At 72.4% G+C, this 24,779-nt stretch carries 18 protein-coding genes; 3 read left to right on the forward strand and 15 right to left on the reverse strand.

Features of this window, described 5'->3' with window-relative positions; all coding sequences use genetic code 11:
* The first annotated feature begins 46 nt into the window (after positions 1-46).
* Positions 47-2,314 carry an MMPL family transporter gene (locus ABD401_RS10510; RefSeq protein WP_344604389.1) on the forward strand — a complete coding sequence of 756 codons (2,268 nt, stop codon included), beginning with the start codon at positions 47-49 and terminating at the stop codon, positions 2,312-2,314.
* A 28-nt stretch (positions 2,315-2,342) separates the two neighbouring features.
* On the opposite strand, the gene ABD401_RS10515 is transcribed toward ABD401_RS10510, so the two are convergent.
* The 5 genes from ABD401_RS10515 to ABD401_RS10535 all read right to left on the reverse strand — a co-directional run bounded on the left by ABD401_RS10515 (position 2,343) and on the right by ABD401_RS10535 (position 11,992).
* Complete coding sequence (locus ABD401_RS10515) at positions 2,343-5,840, reverse strand: ATP-binding cassette domain-containing protein (protein WP_344604391.1); 3,498 nt, start codon at positions 5,838-5,840, stop codon at positions 2,343-2,345.
* Positions 5,841-5,881: 41 nt separating this feature from the next.
* Positions 5,882-9,403, reverse strand: a complete 3,522-nt coding sequence (gene dnaE / locus ABD401_RS10520; protein ID WP_344604481.1) for a DNA polymerase III subunit alpha — start codon at positions 9,401-9,403, stop codon at positions 5,882-5,884.
* Between the two features lie 90 nt (positions 9,404-9,493).
* Positions 9,494-10,435, reverse strand: coding sequence for an RluA family pseudouridine synthase (locus ABD401_RS10525; protein WP_344604393.1), 942 nt, complete (start codon positions 10,433-10,435; stop codon positions 9,494-9,496).
* A 65-nt stretch (positions 10,436-10,500) separates the two neighbouring features.
* Positions 10,501-11,118, reverse strand: coding sequence for a signal peptidase II (locus ABD401_RS10530; RefSeq protein WP_344604395.1), 618 nt, complete (start codon positions 11,116-11,118; stop codon positions 10,501-10,503).
* A gap of 139 nt (positions 11,119-11,257) precedes the next feature.
* Entirely contained in the window at positions 11,258-11,992 is a 735-nt protein-coding gene (locus tag ABD401_RS10535; RefSeq protein ID WP_344604397.1) for a TraR/DksA family transcriptional regulator, read from the reverse strand.
* Between ABD401_RS10535 and ABD401_RS10540 the strand changes: the two genes are divergently transcribed.
* Positions 11,970-12,503: a hypothetical protein gene (locus tag ABD401_RS10540; RefSeq protein WP_344604399.1), complete on the forward strand. Its 534-nt coding sequence runs from the start codon at positions 11,970-11,972 to the stop codon at positions 12,501-12,503. The genes ABD401_RS10535 and ABD401_RS10540 overlap by 23 nt on opposite strands.
* 96 nt (positions 12,504-12,599) lie before the next feature.
* Here ABD401_RS10540 and ABD401_RS10545 read toward each other — a convergent pair whose 3' ends face one another.
* Complete coding sequence (locus ABD401_RS10545) at positions 12,600-12,878, reverse strand: DUF167 domain-containing protein (RefSeq protein WP_344604401.1); 279 nt, start codon at positions 12,876-12,878, stop codon at positions 12,600-12,602.
* A 347-nt stretch (positions 12,879-13,225) separates the two neighbouring features.
* Here ABD401_RS10545 and ileS point away from each other — a divergent pair, with 347 nt between their 5' ends.
* On the forward strand, positions 13,226-16,372 hold the full coding sequence (gene ileS / locus ABD401_RS10550) for an isoleucine--tRNA ligase (RefSeq protein ID WP_344604403.1): 3,147 nt from the start codon (positions 13,226-13,228) through the stop codon (positions 16,370-16,372).
* A gap of 262 nt (positions 16,373-16,634) precedes the next feature.
* Here the strand turns inward: ileS and ABD401_RS10555 are convergent, their stop codons facing one another.
* The 9 genes from ABD401_RS10555 to murG all read right to left on the reverse strand — a co-directional run bounded on the left by ABD401_RS10555 (position 16,635) and on the right by murG (position 24,776).
* Entirely contained in the window at positions 16,635-17,366 is a 732-nt protein-coding gene (locus ABD401_RS10555) for a DivIVA domain-containing protein (RefSeq protein WP_344604405.1), read from the reverse strand.
* A 48-nt stretch (positions 17,367-17,414) separates the two neighbouring features.
* On the reverse strand, positions 17,415-17,699 hold the full coding sequence (locus ABD401_RS10560; RefSeq protein WP_028985060.1) for a YggT family protein: 285 nt from the start codon (positions 17,697-17,699) through the stop codon (positions 17,415-17,417).
* Between the two features lie 65 nt (positions 17,700-17,764).
* Positions 17,765-18,274 (reverse strand): cell division protein SepF, encoded by a 510-nt coding sequence (locus ABD401_RS10565; RefSeq protein WP_344604408.1) that lies wholly within the window; start codon positions 18,272-18,274, stop codon positions 17,765-17,767.
* Between the two features lie 66 nt (positions 18,275-18,340).
* The gene (locus ABD401_RS10570) at positions 18,341-19,081 is read right to left on the reverse strand and encodes a YggS family pyridoxal phosphate-dependent enzyme (RefSeq protein ID WP_344604410.1); all 741 of its coding nucleotides are present in this window, start codon (positions 19,079-19,081) and stop codon (positions 18,341-18,343) included.
* A complete protein-coding gene (pgeF, locus tag ABD401_RS10575) occupies positions 19,081-19,815 on the reverse strand; it encodes a peptidoglycan editing factor PgeF (protein ID WP_425566104.1) in 735 nt (244 codons plus the stop codon). The genes ABD401_RS10570 and pgeF overlap by 1 nt, the downstream gene beginning before the upstream one ends.
* 166 nt (positions 19,816-19,981) lie before the next feature.
* A complete protein-coding gene (gene ftsZ / locus ABD401_RS10580) occupies positions 19,982-21,151 on the reverse strand; it encodes a cell division protein FtsZ (protein ID WP_344604414.1) in 1,170 nt (389 codons plus the stop codon).
* A 258-nt stretch (positions 21,152-21,409) separates the two neighbouring features.
* Positions 21,410-22,231 carry a cell division protein FtsQ/DivIB gene (locus ABD401_RS10585; protein ID WP_344604416.1) on the reverse strand — a complete coding sequence of 274 codons (822 nt, stop codon included), beginning with the start codon at positions 22,229-22,231 and terminating at the stop codon, positions 21,410-21,412.
* The gene (gene murC / locus ABD401_RS10590; protein WP_344604418.1) at positions 22,228-23,640 is read right to left on the reverse strand and encodes a UDP-N-acetylmuramate--L-alanine ligase; all 1,413 of its coding nucleotides are present in this window, start codon (positions 23,638-23,640) and stop codon (positions 22,228-22,230) included. The genes ABD401_RS10585 and murC overlap by 4 nt, the downstream gene beginning before the upstream one ends.
* Positions 23,637-24,776: an undecaprenyldiphospho-muramoylpentapeptide beta-N-acetylglucosaminyltransferase gene (murG, locus tag ABD401_RS10595; RefSeq protein WP_344604420.1), complete on the reverse strand. Its 1,140-nt coding sequence runs from the start codon at positions 24,774-24,776 to the stop codon at positions 23,637-23,639. The genes murC and murG overlap by 4 nt, the downstream gene beginning before the upstream one ends.
* Between the last annotated feature and the right edge of the window lie 3 nt (positions 24,777-24,779).

Consider the following 24,779-nt stretch of genomic DNA (forward strand, 5'->3'; position numbering starts at 1 on the left):
GCCCACGACGAGGTGGGTCCCCACGGCGAGGAGGCCGAGAGCGGCCATGGCGATCACCGCGGACCCCGGGCCGCCCTCCACTGCGCCCGCGCCCCCGGCCCCGGCACCTCCCCGCGAGGCACTCCGGACCTGGGGCCGGTTCGTGGCCCGGCGGCCGCGGCGCGTGCTCACGGCGGCCCTCGTCGCGGTGGTGGCCTTCGCCGCGCTGACGCCCGTGTTCCTGGCCCGCGTCCTCGGCATCGGCTACGACACCCCGGGCTCGGAGTCCGCGCGGGCGACGGCAGCGGTCGAGCAGGCGCTCGGCGCGCAGGAGGCCGTGCTCCTGGTGCTGTCCTCGACGGAGCGCACGTCCACCGACCCGACCTTCACCCGGGCGATGGACGCCGCGCTGGCCGTGGTCCGGGCGAACGACGGCGTGGTCGACGTGCCGCCGGCCGACCTCGCCGGCCGTGTCTCGCCGGACGGCCGGGTCGAGTACCGCACGGTGCTGCTGTCCGGCGACGCCGGCGACCGGCAGAAGACCGCGAAGGAGCTCAAGCACGACCTGGAGGAGCTGGACGCCTCCCCGCTCGGCGGACCCGACATCGAGATCGGGCTGTCCGGGGAGAGCCCGTTCTTCGTCGACCTGCTCCACTCCGAGGAGGAGGGGCTGGCGATGGCCGAGGCGATCGGCCTGCCGCTGGCGATGCTGATCCTGTTCCTGACGCTCGGCTCGATCCTCGCTGCCGGACTGCCGGTGCTGACCGGGCTCGCCGGGGCGGTGGTCGCCCTCGGCGTCCTCGGCGCGGCGAGCTTCTGGACCGAGTTCGACATCTTCGCCGAGAACGGTGTCGTGATGCTCGGCATCGCCGTCGGCATCGACTACGCGCTGCTCATCGTCCGCCGCTACCGCGAGGAACGCACCCGCGCCGGCGCGGAGATCGCGCTCGCGACGACGATGGCCACGGCGGGCCGGACGGTGGTGTTCTCCGGGCTCACCGTCATGGTCGCGCTGCTCCCGATGGCCCTGCTCGACGTCCCGACGTTGAGCAAGTACGCCCTCGCCGGTCTGCTCGGCGTCGCCGGGTCGGTCGCGATGGCGCTGATCCTGCTGCCCGCGCTGCTGGCGGTGATGGGCGACCGCGCCCTGACGGTCCGTCTGAAGCGGATGCGCGAGCGCGGCTTCGAGGCCGGCGGCGCCTCCGACCGCTGGGACCGTCTCGCGCGCTGGGTGATGAAGTGGCCGGCGGCCGTCCTGACCGTCGGCACCTGCGTGCTGATCTGTGCCGCGGCGCCGCTGATCGACGTCAAACAGGGCATCGATCTGAACGTGCGGGCCTACGAGGACGAGCCGTCGGTGCGGACCCTGACCACGCTCTCGTCCGCGTTCCCGGGCATCACGCTCGGCCGGGTCGAGGTGGCCGTGGCCGGGGACCGCGACGCGGCGGCGACCGCCGAGCGGATCCTCGCCGAGGACTCGCGGCTCACCGGCGTCGCCGTCCAGGAGCTCGACGCGGAGTCGTTCCTCGTCACCGGCAACCTCACCGTCCCGGACGACTCGAAGGCCGCCGAGGACGTCGTGAAGACCGCGCGCACCCGCCTCGACGCCGAGCTGGGCTCAGCCGCCGACGCCGACGTCGGCGGCACGACCGCGCGCAGCATCGACTACGCGGACAAGGTCCTCGACAAGACCCCGCCGATCGTCATCGCGACCCTCGCGCTGTGCTTCCTGCTGCTGCTCGTCATGCTCCGCAGCCCGGTGCTCGCGCTCAAGGCCGTGATCATGAACCTGCTCTCGATCGCCGCCGCGATGGGCCTGACGGTCTGGGTCTTCCAGGAGGGCAACGGCGAGAGCCTGCTCGACTTCTCCTCCCCCGGCTATCTCCAGGCCTGGCTGCCACTCACGCTGTTCGTGATCCTGTTCGGCCTGTCCATGGACTACGAGGTCTTCCTCGTCACCCGCATCCGCGAGGAGTACCTCCGCACCGGCAGCAACACCGAGGCCATCGCCGCGGGCCTCGCCAAGACCGGCGGTGTCATCACCTCCGCCGCGCTGATCATGATCGCCATCTTCGGCGCGTTCATGATCTGCCCCGCCCCCGAGATCAAGCAGCTCGGCTTCGGCCTCGCCGCCGCGGTTCTCATCGACGCCACGATCATGCGCGCGTGCCTCGTCCCCGCGTTCATGAAGCTCGCGGGCGGGGCGAACTGGTGGTGCCCCCGCTGGCTAGACCGCATCCTGCCGCGGCTGGAGCACGGCGAAGCGCCGACCTCCCCTGCACTGGAGATGTCATCTCCACTGCAGGCGGGACGTCAGCGGGATCGGGCGCTATGACGCGCGATCTCGCTGACGTTGCGGGGAATCAGCCGGCGAGGTGGGCCCAGTCGGGGGCGAGGGTGTCCCAGGTCCCGATGGCGACGACGGTGCCGGCGTCCAGGACGACGACCACGTCCGCCTGCGCCAGGGCCGCGGCTTTCGAGGTCGCGGCGACGACGGTCGACCCGCGCATCCGGAGCGCACGCCAGAGCTCGAGCTCGGTCCGGGCGTCGAGGGCGCTGGAGACGTCGTCGGCGACGACGAGTTCGGCGTTGGCGGCGAGTGCCCGGGCGAAGGCGACGCGCTGGGCCTGACCGCCGGAGAGCCGGACGCCGCGGTGCCCCACCCGCGCCTGCAGTCCCCCGGCGGCGGAGACGTCGAGCGCGAGCCGGGAGTCCTCCACCGCGGACTCGACGCTGTGGCCCGGGTGGTCGAGCCGGACGTTGTCGGCGAACGTCCCCGACAGCACCCGCGGAACCTGGGCCACGTAGGAAACCTGACTCGGCCTCAGAAACAGTTCGGGGTCGGAGACCACCACCCCGTTCCACCGCACCCGGCCCTGGTGGTGCGCCAGCCCCGCGAGCGCTGCGAGCAGGCTGGACTTCCCCGAGCCCACCGATCCGACCACGAGCACGAGCTGCCCCCGCGCGACGCTCAGGTTCACGTGCGCGACCCCGACGGTCCCGTCCGGGTGGACGACGGTGAGGTCGTCGAGGTCGAGCCGCGACAACGGAACCCGCGACGGCGCGTCCGGGGCGGGCGCCTTCCCGTGGACGAGGTCGACGCCGTCCGGCTGCGTCATCAGGTCGGCGCCGGCGGCGAGGCGGCAGGTCGCGTCCTTCCACGCCCGCACGCCCGGCGCCTCGGTCACCACCGCGGCCGTGACCCGGCCGAAGAAGTCGAAGCCCTCGAGCGCCGTCGTCACCAGCAGCGCCGTCGCGAGACCCCAGCCGCCGGTCAGGTAGATCAGCCAGCACAGGACCATCCCGCACTGCACGAGCAGCGGTGGCACGGAATCCAGCACCGCGCGCACCCGGTGCTCGCGGATCGCCGCCCCCACGCGCGGGGAGTCGACGCCGAGCAGATGCCGGTGCAGCTGCGGCGTCGCGGCCGCGAGCTTCACGGTCCGCGCGGCGTCGAGCGTCGACACCAGCGACCGGCCGAACCGCGCGCGGGTCTCCGACGCCCGCGCGGCCGACCGGCCCGCGATCGGGGCACCCACCAGCGCCGTGAGCGCGGTCAGGACCGTCACCGCCAGCAGCAGCCCACCCGCCAGCAGGCTCTGCGCGAGCAGCACCGTCAGCAGCACGACGAGCACGCCGTTGACGAAGTCCACCCACCGGTCGGCGTACTGAACGAAGCGGTCGGCGTCCATCGCCCGCGCGACGACCTCGCCCGGGGGCGTGGGCGGCAACCGCCGCGGCAACGTCTGCCCGCGGAGGACGGCCAGCCGGACCCGCAGGTGCACGGCCCACCACCAGCGCATGTACAGCGGCATCGCGGCGAACACGAGCACCGGGCCGGCGATCAGGCTCCCCGCGAAGGCGAGCGTCGTCACCCCGACCTCGCCGCCCGCGGCGAGGCTCGCGACGACCTTCCCCCACACCAGACCGGTGACGACGCCGTACGGCCCGACGACGGAGGAGAGCAGGAACAGCACCGCCCCCGCGATCCCCCAGCGCGGGTGGATGCGTAAGGCGCTGACGATCGACCGCGCGAGACTCGGCCCGGTCCCGGGGTCCCACTCCGGCGGGGCCTCCGCCGTCCGGCGCGGGCCGGGGATCGTCCCCCGCGCGGTTCGGGCCGACGCCAACCGCTGCGGAGGCACCGCGAACCGGGGCACCGGGCCGCGCACCGTGGCCTCGGCGTCGTCCCCCGCCGCACGCAGCAGGTCACGGTACGGCCCCGGGTTGCGGGCGAGCTCGACGCGCGGGCCCTGCGCGAGGACACGGCCACCGTCGAGCACGGCGACGGTGTCGGCGCGCGTGGTCGTCGACATCCGGTGGGCGACGAGGATGCCCGTCCGCCCGGCCAGCAACCGCGCGGTGGCGGCGACGACCCGGGCCTCGGTGTGGCGGTCCATGCGCGCGGTGGCCTCGTCGAGCACGACGACGCGCACGTCCCGGACCAGCAGCCGCGCGAACGCGACCAGCTGCTCCTCCCCCGCGGACAACGTCGTGCCGTCGGGGCCGAGCTGGGTGTCGAGGCCGTCGGGCAGCCCGGCGACCCAGGCGGTCAGCCCGAGCTCGTCGACCGCGCGCTCGATGACCGGGCGCGGGACGTCGGCGAACAGCGCGATGTTCTCGGCCAGCGTCCCGACCAGGATCTCCGTGCGCTGCCCGGCGACGCCCACGGTCCGCCGCAGGTCGTCGAGGTCCAGGTCCCGCACGTCGACGCCGCCGAGGAACACCGACCCCGGCGGCGGGTCGATCGCGCGCGACAGCAGCGCAACGAGCGTCGACTTGCCCGATCCCGTGCGTCCGACGAGCGCGAGCGTCCGGCCCGCCGGGATCGTCAGGCTGACGTCGGAGAGCGCGAACGGCCCCTGCGGGTAGGCGAAGTGCAGCCGCTCGATCCGGACGTCCAGCGGACCGGCCGGCACCGGCGCCCCGCCGGTGGGCTCACTGTCGGCCTCCAGCAGGGTCCGGATCCGGCGCAGCGCCCCCAGACCCGCCTGCAGGTCGGGCAGGTAGCGGCAGATGACGTCGACCTGCCCGACGAAGGAGATGCTGACCAGGTACAGCGTCACGAGCGCGGCGGTCGAGAGCCGACCCGCCGCGACGAGCAGGATGCCGCTGACCGCGATGCCCGCGAGCACCAGGTGCAGCACGACCCCCGCCCGTCGGCCGAGCCGCGACGCCAGGCGCACCGTCGTGCGGACCCGCCGGTGCACGACCGCGGACGCCTCGGCGCAGCGCCGCAGCACGAACGCCTGGCCCCGGCTCGCGCGCAGGTCGTCCCGCGCCGCGACGGCCTCCTCGAGCACCGCGGCGTGGTCGGTCCAGGCGATCTCCTCCGCCACCTTGGCGCGCGTGACGGCCTCGGTCAGCGGCCGGACCACGGCCGCGGCGAGCAGTCCGACGACCGGGAACAGGATCCACGCCGGCCACCACGTCAGGCCGGCGACCACCCACATCGGGATCGCCGCGAGCAGCGTCCGGCCGGTCTCCCAGCCGACCTCGCGCAGCAGTTCACCGAGCTGGTGCGTGTCGTCGTCGACGCGGTCCAGGACCTCCCCGACCGCCTGCTCCGAGAGCGCCGGCAGCGGCTGGTGCAGCGCGGCCGCGAGCAGATCGGCCCGCAGTCGGCCCTCCGCGCGGTCGACGACCGTCGACCACACCGCGCGCCCCACCATGTCGAGCACGCCCGCCCCGATCAGGCAGACGGCCAGCAGGACGATCAGCCCACCCGAGGGACGCTCGGCGAGGCGGCCGGCCGTCCAGGCGCCGACGGCGAAGCCGACCGAGGCGAGCAGGGCGCCGGCGAGACACCACCAGGTCGCCGGGCCGCGAAGCCTGCTCGCGGTCACGGTCCGGCTGGTCACCGAGGGACGTTACCTCGCCACCCTGAGTGAACTCATCCGGGTCATCCCAGGCACGACGGCCCGAGCAGGGCCTTCAGGTCGCCGAACAGCGCCGGGGACGGGGCCACGAACGGGCCCCGCTCCAGCCGCATGACGATCGTCCGCGCCCGGGAGTCGAGTTGCAGGTGGACCTCGCTCTGGCCCGGGTGGTCGGCCAGGACCGACTTCAGCCGCTCGACCAGCGGCGGCGTGCACCGCATCGCCGGCAGCCGGACCACGACCGGTCCGCTGGAGGACTTCGTCGTGTCGAGGATCTGCAGGTCTGAGGCCATCAACGAGATCTCGTCCTCGTTGCGGCGCAGGCGGCCCTTGACCGCGACGACGGTGTCCGTCGCGAGCACCGTGCCGAACTGCTGGTACGAGCCCGGGAAGAACATGCACTCGATGGCGCCGCCGAGGTCCTCGACGGTCGCGATCGCCCAGGTGTCGCCCTTCTTCGTGACCTTGCGCGCCAGGCCGGTGATCAGGCCGGCGATCGTGACGATCGACCCGTCGGCGCGGTCCTCGCTCGAGGTCAGCGTCGTGATCGCGCAGTCGGCCGCCGCGGCGAGGACGTTCTCGATGCCGAGCAACGGGTGGTCCGAGACGTAGAGACCGAGCATCTCGCGCTCGTACGCGAGCAGCGCCGGCTTGTCCCACTCCCCCGTCGGGATCTCGATGTCGAAGGACGTGTCGGTGGCGTCGCCGTCGTCGTCGAACGCGCCGAACAGCGAGTCCTGGCCGATGGCCTCGTTGCGCTTGATGTCGATGATCGCGTCGATCGCGCGCTCGTGCGCGTGGATCAGGCCACGGCGGGTGTGCCCGAGCGAGTCGAACGCGCCGCCCTTGATCAGCGACTCCACGGTCTTCTTGTTGCAGACCTGCGCCGGCACCTTGCGCAGGAAGTCGGCGAAGTCGGTGAACGCGCCCTGCTCGGTCCGCGCCTCGACGATCCCGGTCACGACGTTCGCGCCGACGTTGCGGATCGCGGTCAGGCCGAAGCGGATGTCCTCGCCGCGCGGGGTGAAGTTCGCGTCCGAGGCGTTGACGTCCGGCGGCAGCACCTTGATGCCCATGCGCCGGCACTCGTTGAGGTACAGGGCCGACTTGTCCTTGTCGTCCTTGACCGAGGTGAGCAGCGCCGCCATGTACTCCTGCGGGTAGTTCGCCTTGAGGTAGGCGGTCCAGTAGGAGACGAGGCCGTAGCCGGCGGTGTGGGCCTTGTTGAACGCGTAGTCCGAGAACGGGACGAGGATGTCCCAGAGGGTCTTGATCGCCGCCTCGGAGTACCCGTTCTTCTTCATCCCTTCCGAGAACGGGATGTACTCCTTGTCGAGGATCTCCTTCTTCTTCTTGCCCATCGCGCGACGGAGCAGGTCGGCGGCGCCGAGCGAGTAGCCCGCGAGCTTCTGCGCGATCGCCATGACCTGCTCCTGGTAGACGATCAACCCGTAGGTGTCGCCCAGGATGTCGGCCAGCGGCTCTTCGAGCTCGGGGTGGATCGGCACCACCGGCTTGCGGCCGTTCTTGCGGTCCGCGTAGTCGTTGTGCGCGTTCGCGCCCATCGGACCCGGCCGGTACAGCGCGAGGACGGCGGAGATGTCCTCGAAGTTGTCGGGGACCATCGAGCGCAGCAGCGCACGCATCGGCCCGCCGTCGAGCTGGAAGACGCCGAGGGTGTCGCCCCGGGCCAGCAGCTCGTACGCCTTACGGTCCGTCAGTTCGAGTTCCTCGAGGACGATCTTCTCGCCCCGGTTGGACTCGATGTTGATCAGGCAGTCGTCGAGGACCGTGAGGTTGCGCAACCCCAGGAAGTCCATCTTCAGCAGCCCGAGCGACTCGCAGGCGCCCATGTCGAACTGCGTGATGATCGCGCCGTCCTGCTCGCGGCGCTGGATCGGGATGACGTCGAGCAGCGGCTCGCTCGAGAGGATGACGCCCGCGGCGTGCACGCCCCACTGCCGCTTCAGGCCCTCGAGACCCTTGGCCGTGTCGACGACCTTCTTCACGTCCGGGTCGGACTCGTAGAGCGCCCGGAACTCGCCGGCCTCGGCGTAGCGCTTGTGGTCGGGGTCGAAGATCCCGGACAGCGGGATGTCCTTGCCCATGACGGCCGGCGGCATCGCCTTGGTGATGCGGTCGCCCATCGCGAACGGGTAGCCGAGGACGCGGGAGGCGTCCTTGATCGCCGCCTTCGCCTTGATGGTGCCGTAGGTGATGATCTGCGCGACCCGCTCCTCGCCGTACTTCTCGGTGGCGTAGCGGATCATGTCGGCGCGACGACGTTCGTCGAAGTCCATGTCGATGTCGGGCATCGACACACGCTCGGGGTTGAGGAACCGCTCGAAGATCAGGCCGTGCGCGAGCGGGTCGAGCTCGGTGATGCCCAGCGCGTAGGCGATCAGCGCACCGGCCGCGGACCCACGACCGGGACCGACGCGGATCCCGTTCTCCTTCGCGTACCGCACGAGGTCGGCGGTGACGAGGAAGTAGCCGGGGAACCCCATCTTGATGATCATGTCGACCTCGTAGGCCGCCTGATCCCGGTGCGTCTGGGGCACGTTGCCGTGGAAGCGCTCGTTCAGGCCGCGGTCGACCTCCTTGCGCAGCCAGGTCTCCTCGGTCTCCCCCTCGGGCACCGGGAATCGCGGCATGAGGTTGCGCGCGGAGAACGACATCTGGCAGCGCTCGGCGATGAGCAGCGTGTTGTCGCAGGCCTCCCGCAGGCCGTAGCGGCCCTGCCAGAGCTCGCGCATCTCGGCCGGGCTCTTGAGGTAGAAGTCGGTCGCGTCGAACTTGAAGCGGTTCGGGTCCGCGAGGGTCTTGCCGGACTGCACGCAGAGCAGCACCTCGTGCGCGGACGCGTCCTCGGCCGCGGCGTAGTGCAGGTCGTTGGTCGCGACCAGCGGCAGGTTGAGGTCCTTGGCCAGGCGCATCAGCCCGTCGTGCGCGCGCTTCTCGATGCCGATGCCGTGGTCCATCAGCTCGCAGAAGAAGTTCTCCTTGCCGAAGATGTCCTGGAACTCTCCGGCCGACGCGCGCGCCTTCTCGTAGTCGCCGATGCGCAGCCAGGTCTGGATCTCGCCCGACGGACAGCCCGTCGTCGCGATCAGGCCCTTGCCGTAGCGGTGCAGCAGCTCGCGGTCCGCGCGGGGCTTGTAGAAGAAGCCTTCGAGGCTCGCCAGCGACGAGATGCGGAACAGGTTGTGCATCGAGTCGTTGTCGGTCGCCAGCAGCGTCATGTGCGTGTACGAGCCGGAACCGGAGACGTCGTCCTCGCCGCCGTCCGCCCACCGCACGCGGGTGCGGTCGGAGCGGTGGGTGCCCGGCGCGAGGTACGCCTCCATGCCGACGATCGGCTTGATGCCGGCCTCGTTCGCCTTCTTCACGAAGTCGTACGCGCCGAACACGTTGCCGTGGTCGGTCATCGCGAGGGCCGGCATGCCCATCTCGTTGCAGCCGCGGAAGAGGTCGTCCAGGCGCGCCGCGCCGTCGAGCATCGAGTACTCGGTGTGGACGTGCAGGTGGACGAACGAGTCGTTCATGCCTGCCGAACTCACCGCTGCGCCTCCCCGGAATCGGGCCTCACTCTAAGGCGCCCCACTGACAACTCGAGCGCCCGTCTCAGTGTGTGGTCAGCCCTCCGAGACAACCTGCAGGGCGCGCGCAAGGTCGTCCGGATAGTCGCTGGAAAACTCGACCCAATCGCCGGAATCCGGGTGCTCGAACCCCAGCGACACCGCGTGCAACCACTGTCGCTCCAGACCCAGGCGCTCGGCCAGGGTCGGGTCCGCGCCGTAGGTCAGGTCGCCCGCGCACGGATGCCGCAGCGCCGACATGTGCACCCGGATCTGGTGGGTGCGGCCGGTCTCGAGCTTGATCGTCAGCAGGCTCGCGGCGCGGAACGCCTCGAGCGTGTCGTAGTGCGTGACGCTCGCCTTGCCGCCGGCGTCCTCGGCGATCACGGCCCACTTCCAGTCGTGCACCGGGTGCCGCCCGATCGGCGCGTCCACGGTGCCGCGCGACGGGTCGGGATGACCCTGCACGAGCGCGTGGTAGATCTTCTCGACCGTCCGCTCCTTGAACGCGCGCTTGAGCAGCGTGTACGCCCGCTCGGACTTCGCGACGACCATCAACCCGCTGGTGCCGACGTCGAGCCGGTGGACGACACCGGCTCGCTCGGCCGCGCCCGAGGTCGAGATCCGGAAGCCGGCGGCGGCCAGGCCCCCGATGACGGTCGGGCCGGTCCAGCCCGGGCTCGGGTGCGCCGCCACGCCCACCGGCTTGTCGACGACGACCAGATGCTCGTCGTCGTGGACGACCTTCATGCCGGGCACCGGCTCGGCCACGATCTCCACGCCGGCCGGCTCGACGGCCGGGAGCTCGACCTCCAGCCACGCCCCGGCGACGAGGCGGTCGCTCTTGCCCGCGGCCGCGCCGTCCATCCGGACGCACCCCGCGGCCGCGAGTTCGGCCACGCGGGTCCGGGAGAGCCCGAACAACCGGGCGAGCCCGGCGTCCACCCGCTCCCCCGCGAGCCCGTCGGGCACCGGCAGCGCACGCAGGTCGGAACTCACGCCGCTCAGTGTGGTCTATCGCCCAGGCCGGTCTTCGACCCGGTGGCGGCGACGGACCGGCGCGCTCAGTACCGGCGACAGCGACGGCCGTCGAGCGGGACGTTGCGGCACGCCAGCGCCACCATCAGGCCGCCGGCGACGCAGATCGAGAGGTCCGCGACGTTGAAGATCGGCCAGCCGGGGATCTCGACGAAGTCGACGACGTGCCCGGACAGGAACCCCGGCGACCGTGCGAGCCGGTCCGTGAGGTTGCCCAACGCGCCGCCGAGCAGCAGCCCCAGGGTGAGGGCCCACGGGCGGCTGCCGAGCCGCCGGGAACTGGTCAGCACCGCCCCGACGACGCAGACGGTGATGACCGTGAACACCGCGGTGACGTCGACCCCGACCCCGAACGCGGCGCCCGGGTTGCGGATCAGCCGCAGCGAGACGCCGGTGCCGCCGATCTCCACCGGGTCGTCCTCGGTGAGGAACGCGACGATCGCGATCTTCGTGGCGAGGTCGACCAGGTAGACCGCCGCGGCGACCCCGCCGAAGAGCGCGAGCCGGCTGCGTCGGATCGCGGCGGGTGGGAGGTAGACCGGGGCCGCGTGCCGGGCCCGGGTCGGCGCCGCCGGTTCGGTGACTCTCGGTGACGGCGCCAGCAGGTCCCGGACCGGGCCGGGATCAAGCGCCGTCTCGGACATCGCAGCAGAGTCTCACGCGGACCACCCGGCCCGAAATGTCCCAATTCTCACGTTTCGGTAAGGCGACGCTAAGCCCGCCGAAGACTCCGCGTGGGCCCACCCGGGCCGTTCATGATCACGAAGAGCGACGAATCGGTGATCAGTACCGGCGCTCGGCCCGCTGCTTGCAGGCGACGCAGAGCGTGGCCCGCGGGAACGCCTGGAGCCGGGCCTTCCCGATCGGGTCGCCGCACGACTCGCACTGGCCGTAGGTGCCGTCCTCGAGGCGCGCGAGCGCCCGCTCGTCCTGCTGGAGCATGTCGAGGGCGTTGTTGACCAGCGACATCTCCTGCTCGCGCTCGAGCGTCTTGGTGCCGGCATCCGCCTGGTCTTCCCCGGAGCCGTCGCCGTAGTCGCGCAGCAGCGCCTCCCGGTCGGCCTGGGCGACCGCGATCTCGGCCCGGAGCCGGTCGACGTCCTTGCCGAGCTCGGCCCGGACCTCCTTGAGCTCCTCGTTCGTCCAGGCCGTCTCCCCCTCCCGGACCGCGAGCTTGCCGGTCGGCTTCGCGGCCGGCTTCGCGGCCGGAGCCGTGGCGGGAGCCTTTGCCGCGGTCTTGGTCGGGGCCTTCGCCGGCACCGGGGCCGGCGCCTCCGGGGCGGGTTTCGCGGCGGGAGCGGCCACCTGCCGGGCGATCGCGGCGGCCTTGCGCGCGGGAGCCGTCGCCCGCCGCGCGAGCGTCGCCGCCCGGGCCAACGTCCCGGTCTTCTTCGCGGGTGCTGCCTTCTTCGCGGGTGCTGCCTTCTTCGCCGCCGGGGCCTTCTTCGCGGGCGCCGTCTTCTTCGCCGCCGGGGCGTTCTTGGCCGGGGCCTTCTTGGCCGGCGCGGACTTCTTCACCGCCGCCGGCTTGGCGGGCGCAGCCTTTTCCGCCGGCGCGGTCTTTTTCGCCGGGGCCTTCTTCACCGCCGCCTTCTTCACCCCCGCCTTCTTGGCGGGCGCGGCTTTTCTCGCCGGCGCGGATTTCGTGGCGACGGCCTTCTTCGCGACCGGGCTCGCCTTTTTCGCCGAAGCCTTCTTCGCGGCCGCCTTCGTGGCCGGGGCCGCTTTTGTGGCCGCGGCCTTCTTCACCGGGGCGGCCTTCTTGACCGCGGCCTTCTTCGCCGGGGCGGCCTTCTTCACCGGGGCGGACTGCTTCGCCGGCGCAGCCTTCCTCGCGGCCGGGGCCTTCTTCGCCGGGGCGGCCTTCTTCACCGGGGCGGACTGCTTCGCCGGCGCAGCCTTCCTCGCGGCCGGGGCCTTCTTCGCCGGCGCGGCTCGCTTCGCCGAGGCCGCCTTCGTTGCCGGCCCTCCGCTCCTCACCATTGCGGACCCTTCTCGTCCGTCACCAGGCCGTGAACACGATCCGTAGCCAGACGATCACCGACCGTTGGCTGACGGTTCGTCACGGTGCGGGGCCCACCGTACCCACCCGACACGCCGGAAGTCCGAACCCCTGCTCCGAAGATCAGGGCGCGTCGCGCAGGCGCTCCAGGGCGGCGGTGAGGACCTGCTCGTCCCCCTCGACGGCGACCACCTTGTCGCGGCTCGTCGCGCCTCTGACCAGGCGAATCTCGCGCCGCGGGACCCCGAGCGCCTTGGCCAGAGCCGTCAGCGCGGCCTCGGTCGCCCGGCCGTCCACGGCCCGCTCGCTGACCTTCACCACTAGCGCGCCGGCGTGCGTCCCCCCGACGCCGGCCCGGGAGGACCCCGGCCGGACGCGGATCGCCACCCGTAGCTCGGTCACGCCCGGCAGTCTGCCCCGCCCGCCCGCGGCGTCCGCGGGTAGGCTGAGCGCCCTGCACGAGGCGTCGATGGGGACAGCGCCGCCCGTACGCAGCCGATGAGCGATCCGGGGACGGTGCGAGCCCGGACGGTGTGCGCGGGCGTGAGATCACCCCGGAGTTGCCGGAAGAAACGGCGTTCCTGTCCGCGGAGCGCCGCGTAGACCCGGTGGTGCAGGTCCACGAGAGGGTCGCGCTCGTCTCCTTCGGGAGGCAGCCGCGGCCAAGGAGGGTGGTACCGCGGGTCCCCGGCGTCCGGGGGTGCTCGTCCCTCCGGCGTCGCTTCGTCAACGTCCGGAGGAAGTTCCCGGTGAGCCAGTACCGCGCCGTGCCGCCCCAGGTGGACCTGCCCGCCCTCGAACGCGAGGTCCTCGCGTTCTGGACCGACGCCAAGGTCTTCGAGCGCACCATCGACGCCACGGCCGACGGCCCGCTGTGGGTCTTCTACGAAGGCCCGCCGACGGCCAACGGCATGCCCGGCACCCACCACGTCGAGGCGCGCGTCTTCAAGGACGTCTTCCCGCGCTTCAAGACGATGAAGGGCTACCACGTCCCCCGCAAGGCGGGCTGGGACTGCCACGGCCTGCCGGTCGAGCTCGCGGTCGAGAAGGAACTCGGGTTCTCCGGCAAGGGCGACATCGAGGCCTACGGGGTCGCGGAGTTCAACGCGCGCTGCCGCGAGTCCGTGCACCGCCACGTCGACGCCTTCGCGCAGATGACCGAGCGCATGGGCTACTGGGTGGACCTGTCCTCGGCGTACTGGACGATGGACCGCGCCTACGTCGAGAGCGTCTGGTGGAGCCTGGCGAAGATCTTCGACGACGGCCGGCTGGTCCAGGATCACCGCGTCGCGCCGTACTGCCCGCGCTGCGGCACCGGTCTGTCCGACCACGAGCTGGCCCAGGGCTACGAGACGGTCGTCGACCCGTCGGTCTACGTGCGTTTCCCGTTGACCAGCGGTCCGCACGCCGGGGCCGCCGACCTCCTGGTCTGGACGACGACTCCCTGGACGCTGGTCTCCAACACGGCGGTCGCCGCCCGGGCGGACGTCACCTACGTGCTCGCGCAGCCGGCCGACGGGAGCACGCCCGTCGTCGTCGCGGAACCGCTCGTGGCGTACGCGCTCGGCGAGGGCGCGCAGGTGCTCGCGTCCTTCCCCGGCGCCGAGATGGAGCGCTGGCACTACGCGCGCCCGTTCGAGTTGATCGCGTTCCCCGACGGCGCGGACACCCACTTCGTCGTGCTCGACGACTACGTCACCACCGAGGACGGCACCGGTCTGGTCCACCAGGCCCCGGCCTTCGGTGCCGACGACCTTCGGGTCTGCAAGGCCTACGGGCTGCCGGTGGTCAACCCGATCACCTCGGACGGGCACTTCGCCCACGACGTCCCACTCGTCGGCGGGCAGTTCTTCAAGAAGGCCGACGAGGCCCTGGTGGCGGACCTGCAGAGCCGCGGCGTGCTGTTCAAGCACGTCGCGTACGAGCACGCGTACCCGCACTGCTGGCGCTGCCACACGGCGCTCATCTACTACGCGCAGCCGTCCTGGTACATCCGCACGACCGAGGTGAAGGACGAACTACTCCGCGAGAACGAGCGGACGACCTGGTACCCCGACACCATCAAGCACGGCCGCTACGGCGACTGGCTGAACAACAACATCGACTGGGCCCTGTCCCGCAACCGCTACTGGGGCACGCCGCTGCCGATCTGGCGGTGCGAGGAGGGCCACCTGCGCGCCGTCGCGTCGATGGCGCAGCTCGGCGAGCTCGCCGGTCGCGACCTGTCGGACGTCGACCCGCACCGCCCGTACATCGACGACGTCACCTTCGCCTGCGAGACCTGTGGCCACCAGGCCCGCCGCGTCCCCGAGGTGATCGACGCCTGGTACGACTCGGGCTCGATGCCGTTCGCCCAGTGGGGCTACCCGCATCAGGGCGTCGCGGAGTTCGAGAAGGCCTACCCGGCGCAGTTCATCTGCGAGGCGATCGACCAGACCCGCGGCTGGTTCTACACGCTGATGGCGGTCGGGACGCTGGTCTTCGACCGGTCCTCGTACGAGAACGTCCTCTGCCTCGGGCACATCCTCGCCGAGGACGGCCGCAAGATGTCCAAGCACCTCGGCAACATCCTCGAGCCGATGCCCTTGATGGACCAGCACGGCGCCGACGCCCTGCGCTGGTTCATGGCCTGCTCGGGCTCGCCCTGGTCGGCCCGGCGCGTGGGCCACAACGTCCTGCAGGAGATCGTCCGCAAGTCGCTGCTGACGTACTGGAACACCGTCGCCTTCCAGTCGCTCTACGCCCGCACCGCGGGCTTCGAGCCGGGCGTGACCGCCGCTCCCCCGGTCGCCGAGCGGCCGGCGCTGGACCGGTGGGCGATCTCCGAGGCCCACCGCCTCGCGCAGGGCGTCGACGCGGCGTTGGAGGACTTCGACACCCAGAAGGCCGGGCGGCTGCTCGCGGCCTACGTCGACGACCTGTCGAACTGGTACGTGCGCCGCAACCGCCGCCGGTTCTGGGCGGGCGACCCGGCCGCGCTCGCGACCCTGCACGAGTGCCTGTACGTCGTCACGCTGCTGATGGCCCCGATCACCCCGTTCATCACCGAGCGGGTCTGGCAGGACCTGTTCCGGCCGACCAGCCCGGAGCTGCCGGACTCGGTGCATCTCGCGGCGTGGCCGGCGGTCGACGGCGCGCTGATCGACGACGACCTCGCGGCCCAGGTGGCCCTCGCACGGCGCCTGGTCGAGCTGGGGCGCGCGGCGCGGGCCGACAGCGGGGTGAAGACCCGTCAGCCGCTCTCGCGGGCCCTCGTGGGCGCGCACGGCTGGTCCACGCTCTCCGAGGATCTCCGCACGCAGATCGCCGAGGAGCTGAACGTCACCCGGTTGGAGTCGCTCGCGGAGGCCGGCGGCGACCTCGTCGACTACTCGGCGAAGGCCAACTTCCGCGCGCTCGGCAAGCGCTTCGGCAAGGGCACCCAGCCGGTCGCGGCCGCGATCGCGGCGGCGGACCCGGTGGCGCTGGCGGCCGAGCTGCGCGCCGGCCGCCCGGCGACGATCGTCGTCGACGGGCAGGAGATCACCGTCGACGCGGACGAGGTCGTCATCACCGAGACGCCCCGCGAGGGCTGGTCGGTGGCTCGCGAGGGCGAGACCGTCGCCCTCGACCTGACGATCACGCCGGAGCTCCGCCGGGCCGGTCTGGCCCGCGAGGCCGTCCGCGTCATCCAGGAGGCCCGCAAGACCTCCGGCCTGGAGGTCGCCGACCGGATCACCCTGGAGTGGCACGCGGCCGGTGAGGAGGCCGTCGCGGCGCTCCGCGAGCACGCGGACCTGGTCGCCGGCGAGGTCCTCGCGACCTCCGTCGCCGAGCTGGCCGAGGCCCCGTCCGGTGACGGGGTCACCAGCACCGACGCCGAGCTCGGCATGACCTTCCGGATCACCAAGGCCTGACCCGCATCGCCACGGCCTGGCCCCGCGGGATGACGTCCCGCACGGGGTGCCTGTCAGCCCTCGTGCGGGCTGACACCCCCCTGCTCAGGGATGACGTCCCGCACGGGGTGCCTGTCAGCCCTCGTGCGGGCTGACACCCCGGGCGCCCGGGACGTCATCCCGCAGTGGGAGCGGGGCCGCAGAGCTGCTGCAGACGCGAAGGAGCCCGGCCTCGTCGGGCCGGGCTCCTTCGACGTCGACTAGCGAGGTCGTACGGGGGTGATCAGCCCTCGTCCTCGTCGATCAGGAAGCCGCGCATCGGCTGACGCGGCGTCGTCGCCGCGGGCCGAGCGGCCGCCGACCGCGGACCGTTCGAGAGGTTCTCGCCCTCGGCGCTGTTCTCCAGCTGCCGGAGCTGCCCCTCGAGGAAGCTCTTGAGGCGGCTGCGGTACTCACGCTCGAACTGACGGAGCTGGTCGAGCTGGGTCTCCAGCGCGGTGCGCTGGGTCTCCAGGACACCGATGATCGAGCGGTGCTTGTCCTGGGCGTCCCGCTCGAGGGCGTCGGCCTTGGAGCGCGCCTCGCGCTCGATGGCCTCCGCGCGCTGCCGCGCGTCGCCAACGATCTTGTTCGCCTCCGTGCGGGCCTCGGCGATGGCCTGGTCAGCGGTCTGCTGAGCCAGCGCCAGCACGCGGGCCGCGCTGTCGGACGAGCTCGCCTCGACCGCGGCCGGCGCCGGGGGCGCGGGAGCGGGCTTGGGGGGCTCGGGCGCGGGAGGCGGCTCCGGCGCCTTGACGACGGGCTGGGGCGCGGTCGTGGAAGCAGCCGGTGCCGCCGACGCGGCCCGGGTGGCGGCGGCGAGCTTGGCTCGCAGCTCGTCGTTCTCCCGGATCAAGCGCCGAAGCTCGGTCTCGACCTCGTCGAGGAAGGCGTCAACCTCATCCTCGTCGTAGCCCTCGCGCAGACGGACGGTCGTGAACTGCTTGTTCCGCACGTCCTCGGGGGTCAGCGGCATCCTGTCACCTCAGAGTGATCGTCGACGTTCGGGATAGACCGTACCGCGTCACGCTTGCTGCACGAGTGACAGCCCGATGGTGACGATGACAAATAACACAAGGAAGGATAGGTCAAGTGACACCCCTCCCAAACGTAATGGCGGAATGAACCGCCTCAAGAACTTGAGCGGCGGATCGGTCACGGAGTAAATCACTTCGAGCACGACCACCACGGCACCCTTCGGCTCGTACGACCTGGCGAAGAGGAAGACGTACTCCATCACCAGGCGTGCGACCAGCAGGATGAGAAAAGCAAACAGGACGAAGTACACGACCTGCGCCACTGGACTCACCGCAGGTCACCGCCCCTTCGAAGATTCTTACGCAGAGTAACGAGGGCGACCTTATCGGACGCCACTCAGCTCTGGTTGAAGAAGCCACCCGAAGCGATGCGGGCCTTGTCCTCGGCACTCACATCGACGTTCGCGGGCGAGAGCAGAAACACTTTCTGCGTCACCCGTTCGATGGCTCCGTGGCATCCGAACACGAGTCCCGCGGCGAAGTCCACGAGCCGCTTCGCGTCCGTGTCGTCCATCTCCGTGAGATTCATGATGACCGGAACGCCTTGACGAAACTCCTCGCCGATCTGGCGGGCCTCGTTGTAGGTCCGGGGGTGCAGCGTGATGATGCGGTACGGGTCCGCGACGACCGGCGACGGTGCCGGAGTCGGCGCGGCGGCAGGGGCCGGGATCCGGCGCTGCGGAACCCGCACATCCGTGCGCGCGACCGGCTCCATCGGCTGTCGCGTTGCCGGCTGCGGGCGCTCGTAGCGGCGCTCCTCCTCGACGTGGTCGTCGTAGTAGTCGTCGCGCTCGTCGTCCTCGACCAGCCCGAGATAGACGCCCATCTTGCGCATCGCGCCGGCCATTGAAGCCTGCCTTCCGGAGTGCGTCTGCACAGCCACTAGAGAAGCAATTCCCCTTACTCAAAGAGGTTAGGGGCGCAAGGGCCGGTTACCGAGCAACCCGGACCCGACACGCACATGTGTCGCGCCTGCACCTACCGCCACTTCCAGATCGCCACTCATCCCCGCGGAGATCCAGCGGGCCTCGGGATGGGCGCCGCGCAGGTCCGCCGCGACCGCGGCGAGACGGTCGAATGCCGGTCCGGGCGGAGCCCCGAGTGGCGCCACCGCCATCACCCCGCGCAGGCGCAGACCGGGGGCGGCGGCCACCGCGTCGGCGAGGGCCACCACCTCGGCCGGGGCGGCGCCGCCGCGGCCGCCCGGCGCACCCTCCTTCGGGCCCGCCTGCGGACCCTCGGCGGCGGGCGAGAGGTCCACCTGGATCAGGGCGTCGAGTTCGCGCCCGGCCTCGGTCGCCGCCGTCGACAGGGCCCGGACCAGACGCAGCCGGTCGACCGAATGCACCACATCGGCGTAACGAGCCACCGACCGCGCCTTGTTCGTCTGCACCTGGCCGACGAAGTGCCAGCGCAGGTCGGTCACCCCGGCGGCGGACAGGGCCGCGGCCTTCTCGGCGGCCTCGCCGTCGCGGTTCTCCCCCAGGTCGCGGACGCCGAGCGCCGCGAGGTGTTCGACGTCGGAGGCCGGCCAGGTCTTCGTGACCGCGATCAACGTCACGTCCGCCGGGTCCCGGCCGGCGGCCCCGCACGCCGCGGCGATCCGCTCCCGGACCGCGGCGAGGTTGGCGGCCAGCTCCTCCCGACGCCCCATCAGGAGTCCTCGGACTCCCGCCAGATCAGTCCGGCGAAGCGACCGGTCACGCCGTCGCGGCGGTAGGAGAAGAAGTCGGGGTCGTCGTTGGTGCAGCCGCCGGTGAGGCCGACGTCGTGGACGCCGAGGGCCGCGAACTGCTCGGCCAGCCCCGGCCGCAGGTCGAGCGACGGCGTACCCGCCCGCGTCCGGCCGGTCCCCGCGACTGCGCCGGGCGCCGCGGCCGCCACCTCCCGCTGCATCGACTCCGGCACCTCATAGCAGCAGCCGTTGATCGAGGGCCCGAGCTGGACGCGGACCCGGCCGGGCTGGGCGCCGAGGTCCTGCATGGCGGCGAGGGCCCGCGCGACGACTCCCAGCTCGACCCCCTTGCGCCCGGCGTGCGCCGCGGCGACCACCCCGGCGTACGGGTCGGCCATCAGGACCGGCACGCAGTCGGCCACCAGCACGACCAACGCGAGCGCGGGGGTCGTGGTCACCAGGGCGTCGGCGACCGGCGGAACGGGCGTCGGCCCCGCCACGACCGCGACGTCGTTGCCGTGCACCTGCTCCATGAAGACGAGGCGCTCCGGGGGCAGGCCGACGGCCGCGGCGACCAGAGCGCGGTTGGCCGCGACGGTGCGGGCGTCGTCCCCGACGTGCGTCGCGAGGTTGAGCTCCGCGTAGGGCGGGATCGACTGGCCCCCGGCCCGGGTGGTGAACACACCGCGCACCCCGGGCGGCCACGACGGCATCAGCAACGGGATCACGTGACCAGTGTCCTTCTCTTCTCCACGTCCCTCACCCCGGACACCCGAGAGCGCACCCCTGCAGCCGCTTGCGCGGGTGTCGCCTGCAGGGATGCGCTCCGGGTTTCGGTCCTTCTCGGGCCGCCGGGGGGTTGGCCCGAGAATCCGTGGCCTACTTCATGAAGTCCGGGACGTCGAGGTCGTCGAGCGAGTCGCCCGCGGGCCGCGCGACCGGGGCCGGCACCGGGGCACCGCCCTGGCGCGGGACCTCGCCGAGGGTGCCGATGCGCTCCGGCTCGGCCTCGGCGGGGCTCTCCTCGGACGTCGCCGCAGGGGCGGCGCCCTCGGCGGGCGCGGTCTCCGGACGCTTGGTGGGCTCGCGGTACTTCTGCGGCTCACCGCCGTCGAAGCCGGCCGCGATGACGGTGACGCGGGCCTCGTCGCCGAGGGCGTCGTCGATGACCGCACCGAAGATGATGTTCGCCTCGGGGTGCGCGGCCTCCGCGACGAGCTGGGCGGCGTGGTTGATCTCGAACAGGCCGAGGTCGCTGCCACCGGAGATCGAGAGCAGGACGCCGCGGGCGCCGTCGATCGACGCCTCCAGCAGCGGCGAGGAGATCGCCGCCTCGGCGGCCGCGATCGCGCGGTCCTCGCCGCGGGCCGAGCCGATGCCCATGAGGGCGGACCCGGCGCCGCTCATGACCGACTTCACGTCGGCGAAGTCGAGGTTGATCAGACCCGGCGTCGTGATCAGGTCGGTGATGCCCTGGACACCGGAGAGCAGGACCTGGTCGGCCGACTTGAACGCGTCGAGCACCGAGACCTGGCGGTCGCTGATCGAGAGCAGCCGGTCGTTCGGGATGACGATGAGGGTGTCGACCTCTTCGCGCAGCCGCGAGATGCCGTCCTCGGCCTGCGTGCTGCGGCGGCGGCCCTCGAAGTTGAACGGGCGGGTGACCACACCGATCGTCAGAGCGCCGAGCGAACGCGCGATGTTCGCGACGACCGGGGCACCACCGGTGCCGGTGCCGCCACCTTCGCCGGCGGTCACGAAGACCATGTCGGCGCCGCGGAGCACCTCCTCGATCTCGTCGCGGTGGTCCTCGGCGGCCTTGCGCCCGACCTCGGGGTTCGCGCCGGCGCCGAGGCCCCGGGTGAGCTCGCGACCGACGTCGAGCTTGACGTCGGCGTCGCTCATCAACAGGGCCTGAGCGTCGGTGTTGATCGCGATGAACTCGACGCCCTTGAGGCCGACCTCGATCATGCGGTTGATGGCGTTGACGCCACCGCCCCCGATGCCGACCACCTTGATCACTGCGAGGTAGTTCTGCGGAGCTGCCACGGTCGGTGCCTCTCGCGTCGGAAATTTCTGATCGTGCGCTGGGTGGTGCTGGGTGGTGCTGATGTCTCGGTCCGCAGGCCCTCCCTCAACCCTCCACCTCAACTAGAGGTTTAGAGTTATGTCAACCTGCGATGGACATGAAGGTAGGGCGGGCGCACATCCGCACCTAGGACATCCGTGGCGTGTCGCGTCGCTTAAAACTGACGCTGCATCAGAACTGGTGACGGCCGTCACCCACCCGTCCCCGGGCCGCGCGGGTCAGCGCTTGACGGTGGGGGCCTCGGGGACGCTGACGTCGTAGCGCTTCGCGCCGCGGGTGGACTTCTCCCGCCACAGGACGTCGAGCACGCGGACCTTGAACTCGGTCTGGTCGGGAGCGCCCCAGACGATCTCCCGGCCGCCGTCGAGGCTGACGGTGAGGTCCGCCGTCGTGTCGGCCTGCACGGACTCGACCTTCTCGCGGATGGTCTCCGGGAGCGCGGCGACGACGGCCTGGATCGCCTTCAGGTCCGCGGGCGTCAGCGCCGAGTTCGAGCTCTTCACCAGCAGGAACCGCTTCGCCGCGTCCCCGGCCGGCGCGAACGCCACGCCCTCGGCGTCGACCAGCCGCCGGCCCTCGGGGGTGTCGAGCACCGCCACCGGCGTGCGCTCGGTCACCGAGATCTTCACCGTGCTGGGGAACTTGCGGGAGACGTCGACGTCCGCGACCTGCGGGAGCGTCCGTACGCGCGCCGCGATCGCCGCCGTGTCGAGCCGGGCCAGCGGCTCCCCCTCCGGCACCTGCGCCACACGTTCGACCTGTCCGACGCTGAGGCGCTTGACCCCGGCGATCTGGACCGACCGGACCGCGAGCACGTCCGAGAAGAGCACGACCCACCCGGCGGCGAGCACCACGGCCGCGACCAGCACGCCGATGCCCGTGCGGATCCAGCGCGTCCGGCGGCGTTGCCGGGCCCGCTCGGCGAAGCGAGCAGCCTCGGCCGCCGCGGCCGCCGGGGTGGACGGTCGCGGGATCGTGCGTCCGCCGGCGGGACGCGAGACCGGCGGGCGGGACGAGGGCGGGCGGGCGGCGGGGGTCACGCGGGCCCCAGCAACTCCAGGACCTCCGGCCCGATCATCGTGACGTCACCGGCCCCGAGCGTGAGCACGAGATCCCCGACACCGGCGCGCTCGGCGAGCCGGGCCGCGACCTGCGTCCAGGACGCCTCGAAGACGACGTCGCCGGCGGGCAGGGGCACCGCGGCCGCGACGGCCGCGCCACTGACGCCGGGGATCGGGTCCTCCCCCGCCGCGTAGACGTCCATCACGACCACGGAGTCCGCGAGGCCGAGCGCCGTGCCGAACTCCTTGGTGAACGCCGCGGTGCGCGAGTAACGATGCGGCTGGAAGGCGACGACGAGCCGGCCACCGAGCGCCACCTCGCGCGCCGCCTTGAGGACGGCCTCGAGCTCGGTCGGGTGGTGGGCGTAGTCGTCGTAGACGCGGACGCCGGCCCGCGTGCCCTTGAGCTCGAAGCGCCGGCGGGTGCCGGTGAAACCGCTCAGGCCCTCGCGCAGGTCGGCGGCCGAGTACCCCAGCCCGATGCCGACCGAGAGCGCGGCCGCGGCGTTCAGCGCGTTGTGCGCGCCCGGCACCTGGAGCTCGATCGCCCCGAGGCGGCGGCCCTTGGCGACGGAGTCGAACGCGTACCCGCCCCCGGAGGTCACGGTCAGGCCCTCGAGGCGCACGTCGGCGTCCTCGGCCAGACCGTAGGTGCGCACGTCGACGCCGTTCGCGGCCGCGGCGAGCCCGAGCGCACGGGAGCCGGGGTCGTCGGCGCACACGACGAGGAAGCCGTCGGGCGCAATGCGGCCGCTGAACTTCACGAAGGCGTCCTCGACGGCCTCGGCGGTGCCGTAGTGGTCGAGGTGGTCGGCCTCGACGTTGGTGACGATCGCCGCGTCCGGCCGGTAGAGCAGGAACGAGCCGTCGGACTCGTCGGCCTCGGCGACGAACACGTCGCCGCTGCCGTCGTGGGCGTTCGCGCCGGACTCGTTCAGGCTGCCGCCGATCGCGAACGACGGGTCGGCCCCGCAGTGCTGCAGGGCGACGGTGAGCATCGAGGTCGTCGTGGTCTTGCCGTGCGTCCCGGCGACGGCGACCGCGCGGCGGCCCGACATCACCGAGGCGAGCGCGGCGGCCCGGGGCAGGACGAGCTTGCCCGCGGCGCGGGCCGCGGCGAGTTCGGGGTTGGACTCCCGGATCGCGGTCGAGACGACGACGGTGTCGGCCGCCCCGATCTGCTCGGCCCCGTGACCGACGTACACGGTGGCGCCGAGGGCCCGCAGCGCCGCGAGCGCCGTCGAGTCCTTCGCGTCGCTGCCGGAGACGGACACGCCGCGGGCGAGCAGGATCCGGGCGATGCCGGACATGCCGGCGCCGCCGATGCCGACGAAGTGGACCTTGCCGAGCTCCTCGGCGGCCGGGATCCGGTCCGGGATGTCGATCACTTCTCCCCCACGCTGCGGTCATCGGCACTGCGGTGGTCGGCGCCGGCCGGCCGGGAGGCGACGGCCTCCAGGACGAGGTCGACGAGGGCTTCGTCGGCGTCGCGGCGACCGTGCGCGGCGGCCGCCGCTCCCATGGCCGTGACGCGCGCCGGGTCACCGAGCAGCGGCACGACGTTCTCGGCGATCCAGGCGGCGCTCACGGTGGAATCCTCCACCACGATGCCGCCGCCCGCCTCGACGACGGGCAGGGCGTTCAGCCGTTGTTCACCGTTGCCGATCGGCAGCGGGACGTAGACGGCGGGCAGGCCGACCGCCGCGAGCTCCGCACACGTCATCGCGCCGGCTCGGCACAGGGCCACGTCGGCGGCGGCGTAGGCGAGGTCCATCCGCTCCAGGTAGGGCACGACCACGTACGGCGCCTGCCCGGGCTCGGCCGGGACCGAGATCGACTCGGCGTGCTCGCGGCCGACCGAGTGCAGGACCTGGATGCCGGCCGCGCGCAGGGCCGCGGCGGCGCCGGTCGCCGCCTCGTTCAGCCGCCGCGCCCCCAGCGAACCGCCGAAGACCAGCAGCGTCGGCCGGTCCTCCTCGAGTCCGAAGTGCCGGCGCGCCTCGGCGCGGGTGGCCCCCCGGTCGAGCGTGGAGATCGTGCGGCGCAGCGGGATCCCGATGAGGCGGGCGCCGCGCAGGTCGTCGGCGCGGGCGGTGACCGCGACGAACGGGGTCAGTCGCGCCCCCAGGCGGTTGGCGACGCCGGGCCGGGCGTTCGCCTCGTGCACGACGATCGGCAGCTTGCGCCTGCGCGCTGCGAGGTAGGCCGGGACGGAGACGTAGCCGCCGAACCCCACGACGACGTCGGCGCCGACGTCGTCGAGCACCTGGCCCGCGGCCCGGACCGCCCCGCGCAGGGTGGCGGGGAGCCGGACCAGGTCGAGGTTCGGCCGGCGCGGCAGCGGGACCCGCGGGACGTGGCGCAGCTCGTACCCGCGGGCGGGCACGAGGGTGTTCTCCATGCCGGTCGGCGTGCCGAGCGCGGTGACGGTGATGTCCGGGTGCCGGCGGCGCAGCGCGTCGGCCAGGTTCATCGCCGGCTCGATGTGCCCGGCCGTGCCGCCACCGGCGACGACGACCGACACCTC

This window comes from Sporichthya brevicatena (genome assembly GCF_039525035.1).
Classification (GTDB): Bacteria; Actinomycetota; Actinomycetes; order Sporichthyales; family Sporichthyaceae; genus Sporichthya; species Sporichthya brevicatena.